This window comes from Agrobacterium sp. GW821-FHT14E08 (assembly GCF_058803865.1).
On the sequence record NZ_JBXAPJ010000003.1, the window covers coordinates 141,762 to 153,062 of the forward strand.

General features: G+C 58.8%; 9 protein-coding genes. 6 read left to right on the forward strand and 3 right to left on the reverse strand.

What is annotated here, in order from left to right; genetic code table 11:
• The first annotated feature begins 19 nt into the window (after positions 1-19).
• From AC1ROR_RS13395 to AC1ROR_RS13405, 3 genes are all read left to right on the forward strand, one after another.
• On the forward strand, positions 20-1,111 hold the full coding sequence (locus AC1ROR_RS13395; RefSeq protein WP_498589688.1) for a rhodanese-like domain-containing protein: 1,092 nt from the start codon (positions 20-22) through the stop codon (positions 1,109-1,111).
• A gap of 45 nt (positions 1,112-1,156) precedes the next feature.
• Positions 1,157-2,410 carry an acyl-CoA dehydrogenase family protein gene (locus AC1ROR_RS13400; RefSeq protein WP_498589689.1) on the forward strand — a complete coding sequence of 418 codons (1,254 nt, stop codon included), beginning with the start codon at positions 1,157-1,159 and terminating at the stop codon, positions 2,408-2,410.
• Between the two features lie 209 nt (positions 2,411-2,619).
• Positions 2,620-3,576, forward strand: coding sequence for a PLP-dependent cysteine synthase family protein (locus tag AC1ROR_RS13405; RefSeq protein WP_498589690.1), 957 nt, complete (start codon positions 2,620-2,622; stop codon positions 3,574-3,576).
• Positions 3,577-3,699: 123 nt separating this feature from the next.
• On the opposite strand, the gene AC1ROR_RS13410 is transcribed toward AC1ROR_RS13405, so the two are convergent.
• From AC1ROR_RS13410 to AC1ROR_RS13420, 3 genes are read right to left on the reverse strand one after another with little or no spacing between them, the layout of a single operon-like run.
• A complete protein-coding gene (locus tag AC1ROR_RS13410; RefSeq protein ID WP_498589691.1) occupies positions 3,700-4,968 on the reverse strand; it encodes an LLM class flavin-dependent oxidoreductase in 1,269 nt (422 codons plus the stop codon).
• A 20-nt stretch (positions 4,969-4,988) separates the two neighbouring features.
• Complete coding sequence (locus tag AC1ROR_RS13415) at positions 4,989-6,011, reverse strand: LLM class flavin-dependent oxidoreductase (protein WP_498589692.1); 1,023 nt, start codon at positions 6,009-6,011, stop codon at positions 4,989-4,991.
• The gene (locus AC1ROR_RS13420; protein WP_498589693.1) at positions 6,008-6,712 is read right to left on the reverse strand and encodes a GNAT family N-acetyltransferase; all 705 of its coding nucleotides are present in this window, start codon (positions 6,710-6,712) and stop codon (positions 6,008-6,010) included. Before AC1ROR_RS13420 ends, AC1ROR_RS13415 begins: the two co-directional genes overlap by 4 nt.
• A 226-nt stretch (positions 6,713-6,938) precedes the next feature.
• Here AC1ROR_RS13420 and AC1ROR_RS13425 point away from each other — a divergent pair, with 226 nt between their 5' ends.
• The 3 genes from AC1ROR_RS13425 to AC1ROR_RS13435 are packed head-to-tail and all read left to right on the forward strand — an operon-like array spanning position 6,939 to position 11,267.
• The gene (locus AC1ROR_RS13425) at positions 6,939-7,940 is read left to right on the forward strand and encodes an MsnO8 family LLM class oxidoreductase (protein WP_498589694.1); all 1,002 of its coding nucleotides are present in this window, start codon (positions 6,939-6,941) and stop codon (positions 7,938-7,940) included.
• 30 nt (positions 7,941-7,970) lie between these two features.
• Positions 7,971-9,608: an ABC transporter substrate-binding protein gene (locus AC1ROR_RS13430; protein ID WP_498589695.1), complete on the forward strand. Its 1,638-nt coding sequence runs from the start codon at positions 7,971-7,973 to the stop codon at positions 9,606-9,608.
• Between the two features lie 36 nt (positions 9,609-9,644).
• Positions 9,645-11,267: an ABC transporter substrate-binding protein gene (locus AC1ROR_RS13435; protein ID WP_498589696.1), complete on the forward strand. Its 1,623-nt coding sequence runs from the start codon at positions 9,645-9,647 to the stop codon at positions 11,265-11,267.
• The last annotated feature ends 34 nt before the right edge of the window (positions 11,268-11,301 follow it).

An 11,301-nucleotide genomic window follows, 5' to 3' on the forward strand; every position in this document is an offset into this window, starting at 1 on the left:
TTTGCCAGGAGGATACGCAATGTCCGTACATGCTGTAACCAAAGACCGTCTCATCGAATGGTTGAGAGATGGCAGGGAGCTTGCCGTTCTCGACATTCGCTCCGCGGAAGAGGTGGGGTATGCCTCGCCGCTGTTTGCGACCAACCTTCCGGCTGAAAGACTGGACGCGGAAATCGAGCGCTTCATTCCACGCCGCGTCGTGCGAACCGTTCTGGTGGATGATGGCAAGGGAAGCGCTGAGCAGGCGGCGGAGCGGCTGGCCGCCAGAGGCTGGAGCGACATTCATTTTCTGCGCGGAGGAATTCCGGCGTGGATCGAGGGCGGCGTTGACGCCTTGCCGACATTCGATATTCCTGGCGTTCCCTTTGTCCAGCAGATACGCGGTGAAAAGAACACACCTGTCGTTTTCGCCCGCGAACTCAAGGCGTGGAAGGAAGCCGGCGAAGATGTTGTCGTCATCGACACCCGCACAATAGCGGAATATGAAAAGGCGCACGTGCCGGGCGCCATTGGCGTGCCGGGTGCAGAACTTCTGCTGCGTTTTTCCGACCTCGTGCCCTCACCCAAAACAAGGGTCGTCGTCTCCTGTGCGGGCCTTCCCCGTGCAATCCTTGGCGCCCAGACATTGATCGACGCCGGTGTCGAAAACGATGTCAGCTATTTGCATGATGGGACGCGCGGCTGGACGGATGACGGGTTTGAACTGGAAACAGGTCTTTCACAAACCTATTCGCCCGCCAGTGATGACGCCAGGCACATCGCAAAGACACGTCTGGAAACATTCTCCCGCGATGACGAGGTGTTGTTTATCGATCATGTCACGGCCGAGACATGGTTGCGGGACACGGCGCGAACGACCTATTTCCTCGATGTCAGAACACCGGAAGAATTCGCGATCTCACACCTGCAAGGTTCGATTTCTTCGGAAGGCGGACAGCTTCTCGGTGTTGCCTATCGCACCATTGCCGTGCGCGGAGCGCGGGTCATTCTGGTGGATGACCTGCTGGGCGCCCGCGCAAGCGTGGTTGCCCACTGGCTGAAACGCCGGGGCTTTGAAATCGCCATTCATTTGCACGACTTCGAACAGGGTGCCGAAGCCGCTGCCGCATAGGTCGGCGGGATATTCACCAGAGTGGTCCACAGACAGGAATTTGTAATGACCAATGCCGCCCAGGCCTGGGGTTCCGCTCCCAGCGCACGCTTTGATACGATAGCCGAGAATTTTCGGGGGATTTTTTCCGAAATTGGCAGGGATTCCATACGGCACGATCTCGATCGCGAGCTTCGTTTCGATGATTATCAAGCATTGAAAAAAGCCGGCTTTTCCAGGCTGCGTCTGCCGGAGGAGTTTGGTGGTCTCGGTTTGACGCTTCCGGAGCTTTTCGGGCTCATCATCGAACTGGCGGAAGCGGATCCCAATCTCACCAATGCCTACCGCAGCCACCTGGGGTTCACGGAGGACCTGCTCAACGCTGCAGCTTCGCCATGGCGGGATGCATGGCTTACCCGGATCGGACAGGACGAAACCATCGGCAGCGGTTTTTCCGAATTGGGAGATGCCCGGATTGGAACATATTCCACCCAGCTCACCCGATATGGCGGCGGCTGGCGGCTGAACGGCGAGAAATATTATACGACCGGCTCGCTTTATGCCGACTGGATCACGCTCGGCGCCGTGGATGGCGATGGCGTACCGGTTGGCGCTCTCGTTCCCACCAAGGCGGAAGGCGTTGAGATTCTCAACGACTGGGACGGTTTTGGACAGGCACTAACGGCCAGCGGCACGGCGCGTTTTACGGACGTGGCGATTTCCGATGATCTCATCAAGCCAAGCGCCCTTCGCTTCAGCTATTCAGGTGGCTTTTTCCAGCTTGTCCATCTGGCCTCGCTTGCCGGCATTGGCCGCGCGGCCGCCACGGAAATCGCCCGTCATGTGGCGGAACGCAAGCGGGTGTATCAGCGCAGCAACGCCTCGCGTTTTGCCGAAGACCCACAGGTGCTTCAGGTCGTGGGGCGGGTAAGAGGCGCGGCCTACAGCGCCGGCGTTATCGTGTTAAAGGCGGCAGAAGCCTTGCAGGCTGCCTATGAGGCCAATCTCTCCGGAGATGAGGAGCGCATTGCGCTGGCAAATCGCAATGCGGATCTTGAGGTCAGCCAGTCGGTGACCGTGGTCAGCAATCTGATCCTTGAGGCTTCCACGATCCTTTTCGATGCCCTTGGCGCCTCCGCGGCAAAGCGCAGCCATGGTCTGGACCGGCACTGGCGAAACGCCCGCACCATAACTTCGCACAATCCCCGCATTTATCACGACCGTATCGTGGGAGATTTCGCGGTGAACGGCACCCTGCCAACACCGCAGGGAGGTGTGGGAGTAGCTCCTCGAAGTGAGAGCGAAAAAACTGGCGCGTGAGAAAGCTGGGCGGCACGGGTGGCGATGCGACGATCGGCCTGGGCAGATTTGCATCATGGGCGAAACACCGTGTCGCCTGAGCGTGGAGATGTTTCGCCAAGCCTGCTTTCAACCTTCTATTGCTCCTCGTCAACGGATGGAAGCCAGGTAAGCCGGCGCCTTGTCCGGGTCGTTTCACATCCCCTTCAATTCAAAACAGGATAGCGAAATTGGGCAGGATCTATCGTGATTTTACGGAACTCGTCGGCAACACGCCGCTCGTGGAACTCGCCAGAATAGCGGAGAAATACGATCTTTCGTCGAGGATCCTTGCCAAGATCGAGTACCTCAATCCCGCAGGCAGCGTGAAAGACCGAACCGCATGGGGCATCATTCGCGAAGCGGAGAAGAGCGGCAAATTGAAGCCGGGTGATCTTCTTTTCGATCTCACCAGTGGCAATACCGGTATAGGATTTGCGGCTGTCGCCGCCGCGCGCGGATATCGCACGAAATTTTACCTTCGCAATACGATCAGCGAGGATAAGATCAATATTCTTCGCCAATTCGGATCCGAGATCGAACTGATCGAAAACGAGGAGCTTTTCCAGCCCGATGCGATCCATCGCATTATCGATCGGATCAAGGGTGAAAATCCTGACGCCTTTTACACCGGTCAGCGCTCCAATGACGCCAATCCGCAGGTGCATTTCGAGACGACCGGGCCCGAAATTTGGCGCGATACCGACGGAAACATCGATATTCTGGTGGCTACGGTTGGTACGGGCGGCACCGTTTCCGGTGCCGGGCGCTTCCTCAAGTCGCAAAACCCGGAAATAAAAATTGTCGTTGCCGAGCCTACGCCGGAGTCCGTTCCGTCCCCCGACAATCCTGAGGCACCGACGATCGAAGGCATCCACAAGGTCACGGAGGTGGAGGAAAGCACCCTGCCGGAGACTTACAACAAGGGCGTTGTGGATGAGGTTGTCGCCGTTACGACCGAGCAGGCGCGGCGGGCTGCACTTGCTGTCGCAAGGGAGGAAGGCCTCCTGGTTGGAACCTCGTCCGGCGCTGCCATCGCGGTTGCCATCGAACTTTCACGGCGCGTGGAAAACAGGGGCAAGACGATTGCCGTCGTCTTTCCCGATAGTGGTGAGCGATATCTTTCGCTTTTTGATGCGCTGGACTGAAAGATCAAGCAAGGGGTACGGAATTTAGAATTCTGTGGCGCACTCGTTTGAACGCAAGTGCCGACAGGCCTTGAAAAAGGCGGCCTGTCGGCATTTCTCGTATGTCCGGGAGTGAACCAAGGATCAATGCGCGGCGAGGCCGAGATTGCCGCGCAATGTCTGCGTTTCATATTTCTGTCGGTAGACGCCCCATTCCTGAAGATAGGGAATGACCTTGTCGACGAATTCATCGAAGCCTGTTGGCGTAAGATGCGGGGCAAAAACGAAGCCGTCGGCGGCGTTTTCCTGAACGTAGTCGTTGATCTGTCTCGCCACCGTTTCCGGCGTGCCGATGAAATGCTGACGTGCCGTCACCTTGATGATGAGCTGACGGATGCTCAATTTTTCGCGCCTGGCGATTTCCCGCCAGGTGCTGGCGGTTTCCAGCCGGTCGTCGACACGGCTTGCACGGCCTTGCGCAACTGCAGGAGAGGCGACTTCGGGGTCGATCTCCGGCAGCGGTCCATCCGGGTCATAAGAAGAGAGATCGCGATTCCATACCTGCTCCAGAAATACGATCGCGTTTTTCGGGCTTACCTGCTGCAAACGAATGGCGCGCTGCCGTTCCTCGGCATCTTCCTGGCTGTCGCCCAGAACGAAAGCGGCGCCGGGCAATATTTTCAGGTCGTCCGCGCTGCGGCCATATCTGGAAAGCCGCGCCTTGACGTCCTTGTAGAAGGCCTGCCCATCCTCAAGCGTGCCGTGGCGGGAATAGATGACATCGGCGTGGCTGGCGGCTAGCTCGCGGCCGGTCTCGGAATCTCCGGCCTGCGCGATGACGGGAGCGCCTTGCGGCGAGGGTGGCAGATCGGAACGGCCGGCGATATCGAAGTGCTTGGACTTGAAGGCAAAATCCTGCCCCTTCCAGATGGCCCGCGTCGCCTCGATAAATTCCCTTGCGCGCTCATAACGTTCGGCAAAGGGCAGATGGTCGCCTCTTCGGAAATTCGCGCCGGTAAAGGCGCCGGGCGAGGTGACGACATTCCAGCCGGCGCGGCCGTTTGAAAGGGTATCAAGCGTGGCAAGCTGGCGGGCTAACGGATAGGGCTCGTTAAATGTTGTGGTGAGCGTTCCGATCAGGCCCACATTGGTGGTGACGGCGGAGATTGCCGTCAGGATCGCCAATGTGTTCGGCCGCCCAACCACATCCAGTTCGTGGAAACGACCCTTCTGTTCGCGTACCCGTAACCCCTCTGCGAGGAAAATGAAGTCCAGTTTTCCCCGCTCCACCGTTTCGGCGAAATGCCTGAAAGACGAGAAGGCGATCTGGCTGCCGGCCGCTGGATCGCTCCAGACCGTGAAGTTGTTGACGCCCGGAAACTGGGCCCCGATGATGACTTGCTTCTTTGACATGGTGTTACTTCCGATGGCTTTCAGGCGGCTGCGACGGCGTAACGGTTCACGGCGGCAGGCAATGACAGGCGGTCACGCAGCGTCGATCCGCGTCTTGGTTGCGCAAGTCCGGCATTGCGAAGCGCCGGAAGGATATGATCCGCCAGGGGTGCAAGATCCCGTTCCGGTTGCCGTGGCAGGAAGCGGATGCCATCCAGCCCCGCTGCGGCCAATGCATGTGCCTGCGAAATCGTCGTCTCCACGTCACTCTTCCATTGTGGGATCGTATCTTTTTCGGGGTCGTCAGCCCCAATGCCGATGTCGGCAAAGAGCCGCAGCTCCGGATGTCTGGATTTGAGACCCTTCACCAGCGACAAAAGCTCGCTCTCGCTTGCACGCAGGAAGGCGAGATCGACGGCGGAGGTCGGAAGGATGCTGTCTTCAGGTCTCACTATGGCGGCGATGACCGGCTGGCCTTGTGGAGGCCGCGGTGTGATCGACGGACCGAGGACGTTAAAATTTGCGCCCCTGAAATCGACATAACGCAATTTTGCGCCGTCAATGAAGCGCTGGCTTTCCGGATCGCGGATGACGGCGTCATCTTCCCAGCTATCCCAGAGCCGACGGATGACGTCTATCGCTTCATCGAAATCCCGTTCGAGCGCCTGGCGGTTGTTTTCCGGATAGCCGTTAAGCTCCCCGGTCGCGCGTCTTGCCGCAGCCGCCCGGCTGCCCTCAAGCGGTTGCGCAAGGAGGCCGGCACGACCTTCGGTAACGTAATCGAGTGTGGCGATGGCGGTCGATACATGGAAGGGTTCAAGGAAGTTGATCGGCGCACCGGCAAGGATGCCGGCGTGGCTGGTTCGGGCGCCAAGCCAGTTTGCGAGCAATATGGCGTCGAGGCCATCGCCTGTGGAGCGCGCAAAATCGTCTTCAAGGGTGATGAGATGGAAACCTTCGTCAAGACTCCGGAGAAGGCCATTTGACTTGCTGTCTTGCCCGAATACATCAAGCGAACGGTGACTGAGGTCTATGCCCAGATGAAAATCCGTTGCGAAAGTCATGTCGCACTCCGTGCTGAGGGTTGAGCCGTACGGGCGGAAAGCACGCTCTGGTACGATAGTTCATCGCGGCCAGCCCCAGCCCGTGCTGCGCTGTGCCCGGCAAAGCGAGCCAGGATTTTCGCCTCCTGCCCTTCCTTTAAAGCTTTCACTCGCGCGGTCGCCTCTTCGAAGGAAGCGGCGGGAGGATAGACGGGCGTGTCTCCCCTGTGCCCGGCCCTGGTGCCGATGTGCTTTTCGAAAGGTAGCGAGCGATAAAGATGCGGATCGGCCGCCGGGTCGAAAAGCGGGCGATATCCAAGGCTGAGGTAAAGCGCCACGGCTTCCGGCTGACGAAATCCGGTCGAGAGATAGGTGCGGGTATAGCCAAGGGCTGCAGCGCTTTCTTCAAGCGCCGACATGATGGTGCGGGCAAGTCCCTGACGTCGCAGCGATGGATCGGTCCATATCCGCTTTATTTCGGCCGTTTCGTCGTCGTGGCTCATGAAGGCGCCGCCGGCAATGGTCCTGCCATCTCGCTGCACCAGCAGGAGATCGCCCAGCGGCGGGGAATAGAGCCCTTCGGGATATCGGAATATCTCGCCGCGCGCACCGCCGGGGCGATCTGTCGCGCCATATCGCCCGTCATATTCGCTGATCAGGCCTTCGATGAGAGGTTGGGTCAAGGGGTGAAGTAAAGAGGAGTGAATGATGACATCGGGCATGGCTTGTCTCGCTTGGACACGAAAGCCGGCTGTCCGGGCGGTGCTGATCAGGCGTTGAAAGCTTGCACCGGCCTCAGCCGCGGGCAGAAGCATGGCGCAAGGCATGCGGCTTTGGCGCGGCATGATCTTTTATTGTGCAATTGAATAAGGAAATATCATTGCTCGATTATTTATATCACTAAAAATATAGATTTTATCAAATTAACGACCGTTACCTGGAGTGTCGATGACCTTTGGTTTGAGCTTTCTCGACAAGAGTCCGATCCATCACGATGAAAGCGCCGTGGCGGCGCTGCAAAGAACCGTGACGCTGGCGCAAAAAGCGGAAGCGCACGGCTTCCTGCGCTTCTGGGTTGCCGAGCACCATAACTCACCGAAACTGGCAAGCTCGTCTCCCGAAGTGCTTATCGGTTTTCTGTTGGCGCAGACCCAGCGGATCAATATCGGGTCTGGAGGCGTCATGCTGCAGCATTACAGCGCCTACAAGGTCGCCGAAAACTTCAAGCTCCTTTCAGCGCTTGCGCCCGGCCGTGTCGATCTGGGCATTGGCAAGGCGCCGGGCGGACTTCCACTCTCCACGCGTGCCCTTCAGGGCGCCTATGATCCGGCGCGCAAGCCCTCGTTTGAACAGCAGCTTGAGGATCTCGAGCAGTATGTCAGCGATGACGGCGCAGAAAATCGGGGTGAAGACAGGCTTGCGGCCTATCCCCTTCCGCCTTCGCCACCCAACCGTTTCCTGCTTGGGGCGAGCCCGGAAAGCGGGCGGCTTGCCGGCAGGCTGGGATGGAACTTCGTTTATGCCGGCCATATCCATGGCAATGAGGCGGCCATTTCCGAGGCGCTGGATGCGTTCAGAACCGCCGGCGGCAAATATGCGGCTCTCGCCGTGGCCGTCGTGGTTGCCGAAACCGATGAGGCTGCCGATACGCTTGCGGTTGAAGGCCGTCGCTTTCGCGTCGAGGTCGAAGGCGGGCAGGGCGTGAATGTCGGCAGCGAGGAGCAGGCCCGGGAATATGCCCGGCAGGCGGGCGCGACGCATTATCGTATCGAGGAACGCAGCCCACTTATCGTGCGCGGTTCGCCGGCCACTGTCCGTGCCGAACTGCTCCGGCTTCATCACCATCATGGCATCAACGAGTTCGTCGTCGATTGCCCCGTATCCGACGGCGCGCATCGCCTGAAGACAATCGAATATCTGGCGGCAGCCAGCCGCGCTCTCGCTGCGTGAAGGCAGGCCATTCGGCACAGGGGATTAGATATGGTAACCAGACGTCATTTCATTCTGGCAACGGGCGCCGCAGCGATTTTTGCCGGCAGCCGGGTCGCCTTCGGTGCAGGCGATACCACGCAGACGCCGACAAGCGGCGGTTCGTTGATCTGGGCTGTGGAGACCGAGCCAAGCACGCTCAATCCGCATCTGAACGGGCAGGCCAAGGCGAAGCTCATTCTACGCAATGCCTATGAGTCGCTTCTGGCCCGTACGCCCGATGGCGGTTATGCGCCATGGCTGGCTAAAAGCTATTCGATCTCCGATGACGGCAAACAATACACTTTTATCCTGCGCGACGATGTGACGTTCAGCGATGGCGAGAAGTTCAACGCTGCCGCGGTGGCGCTCAATTTCACCAAGCTGAAGGAGCCGACCTATTCCGGCAGTATCAGCGCCGGCCACCTGTCTCACGTCACCGAAGCGCTTGCCGTGGACGAGCACACGCTCGTCCTTAAGCTCGGGCGGGTCTATGCGCCTTTCCTTGACGGCGCTTCCGGTATTGAAATCCTGTCGCCGCGGGCCTTCTCCTCACCGCAGCTGAAATCGGGTGGGCCTGGAATTGCCGGCACCGGCCCGTTCGTTCTCGACCGCTACGTCAAGGGTCAGGAAATCCGTTTCGTCAAAAATCCCGGTTACAACTGGGCACCGGCGACCGCCGGCCATCAGGGACCAGCCTATCTGGATGAGGTGACTTATCGTTTCCTGCCGGAATCCGCCGTGCGCAGTGGCGCTCTGTCTTCCGGTCAGGTCCAGGTGATCGAGGGAATTCCGGGCAATGATGCCGGTCTCTTCCGGGACGACCCGGAATTTTCCTATCAGACGGCAATCAATACCGGTACGCCCTATACGCTTTACCTCAACGTCAATTACGGGCCGACTGCCGACGTTAAAATACGCAGGGCATTTCAGGCGGCGGTTGACGTGGACCAGATCCTGCAGGCTGTCTATCGCGGCGAACGCAAGCGTGCCTGGGGTATTCTCACCCCCGCGGATACCGATTTCTACGACAAGAGTATCGAGCAGACCTATGGTTTCAATCCGAAACTCGCCAATAGCCTGCTCGATGAAGCCGGCTGGTCCGCCCGCGACGGTGATGGTTTCCGCGTGAAGGACGGCAGGCGATTGACGATCGAGGTCGTGCAGTCGCAATCGACCGTGCGTGACCAGCGCGATATTCTCCTGCAGGCGGTGCAGGCACAGCTGCGCCAGAATGCCGGTATCGATCTCGCCTTGCAATATGTCGATGCGGGGACCTATTCCAGCCGCCAGAAGGATGGCCAGTACGGCATTATTCCGAATTCGACGACGACGCAGGAAAACGGCGTCACGATCTATTTCCACTATCTGCCGCGCGACAAGGGCGGATCGATCAATTACAGCCGCACCGAGGCGCCGGAAATATCCACCTGGCTGGACGAGGCCGCATCGACGCTCGATCAGCAAAAACGCTTCGAAATCTACGCGAAATTGCAGCGTTATGCGCTTCTGGAGCAGGCGCTCGGCCTGCCGCTTTATGTGCCCGACGACCAGATTGCCGCTTCGGTCGCGGTCAAGGGCGTCGGCTTCAGACCCTTCAAACGCCTTCCCGATAATGCCTACGATATCTGGCTTCAGCAAAACGCCTGATCCGTCGGCGATTCAATATTTTAATGGAGTTTAAGCATGCTCAATCGCAGACAGTTCGTCGTCGCAGGCACCGCGCTGCTGGCAATTTCGGCCTTCCCGGTGCTCTCTTCTGCGCAGGACGCCAAGCCCGTCAGTGGCGGTACATTGACCTGGGGTGTCGAGACGGAACCGGCGACGCTCAATCCGCAACTGAACGGCCAGGACAAGACCAAACTTTTGCTGCGAAACGCCTATGAATCGCTTCTGGCGCGGACTGCCGATGGCGGATATGTGCCGTGGCTCGCGACCGGCCACAGCATTTCCGAGGATGGCAAGACCTATACGTTCAAGCTGCGCCACGACGTCACCTTCACCGATGGCCAGAAATTCGATGCGCAGGCGGTGATCGCCAATTTCGAAAAGCTTAAAGATCCTGCCTATTCCACCAGCGTCAGCGCCGGTCCGGTTTCGCGCATCGCCGAGCTGAAGGCCGTCGATTCCCATACGGTATCTTTCACCCTGAAAGACATTTACGCGCCCTTCCTCGATTATGTCGCGGGCCTCGAAATCCTGTCGCCGGCTGCTTTTGCATCGCCGCAAATCAAGGCTGGCGGACCGGAAGTTGCCGGAACCGGTCCTTTCATTCTCAAGCGCTACGTCAAGGGTCAGGAAATCCAGTTCGAAAAGAACCCCGATTATAATTGGGCGCCGAAGACCGCCAAACACCAGGGGGCGGCCTATCTCGATCAGGTGACCTATCGTTTCCTGCCGGAATCCTCGGTAAGGACCGGTGCATTGACCTCCGGGCAGCTCGATGTGATCGAAGGGATTTCGGGCAACGACGCGGCTCTCTTCAAGGACAATCCCGACTTCACCTATCAGACGGCGCTCAACACGGGCACGCCTTACTCGCTCTTCCTCAATGTCACCTGGGGTCCGACGCAGGATGTCAAAGTACGCAAGGCGCTCCTCGCTTCGCTCGATATCGACAAGGTCCTGAAGGCGGTTTATCGCGGTGAACGCACCCGTGCCTGGGGCATCACCTCGCCGATTGATCCGCAGTTTTATGACAAGAGCATCGAGAACGCCTACGGGGCAGATGCTGAATTGGCCAACAGGTTGCTGGACGAAGCGGGCTGGCGCGAGAAGGATGCGGATGGTTTCCGCACCAAGGACGGCAAGCGTCTGACCATTGATGTCGTGCAGGCGCAGGCCACGGTGCGCGATCAGCGCGATGTCCTCCTGCAGGCGCTGCAGGCGCAGGCCCGGCAAGTGGCGGGCATCGACCTCGCCATCAATTATGTCGATGCGGGCACCTATACGGATCGCCGCAAGACCGGCCAGTTCGGCTCCATCGCCAATTCCAACACGCCGACGGATGCGATCGACATCGAATATCATTACCTGCCGCTTCAGAAGGGTGGCACCATCAACTACAGCCGCGCCGAAGCGCCGGAACTGGCGCAATGGCTGAACGCGGCGGCATCGACCCTCGATCAAAAAAAGCGTTTCGAGGTTTATGCCAAGCTGCAGCGTTTTGCGATTGTCGACCAGGCTTACGCCATCCCGCTTTATGAGCCCGAAGATCAGGTTGCCGCCGCAAAACATGTGAAAGGCATCAGCTTCCGGCAGTTCAAGCAATTGCCTGAAAACGCCTACGACGTGTGGCGGAGCGAATAGTCCTTCAGGACCGGCTGACAACTGAAACAAAGTG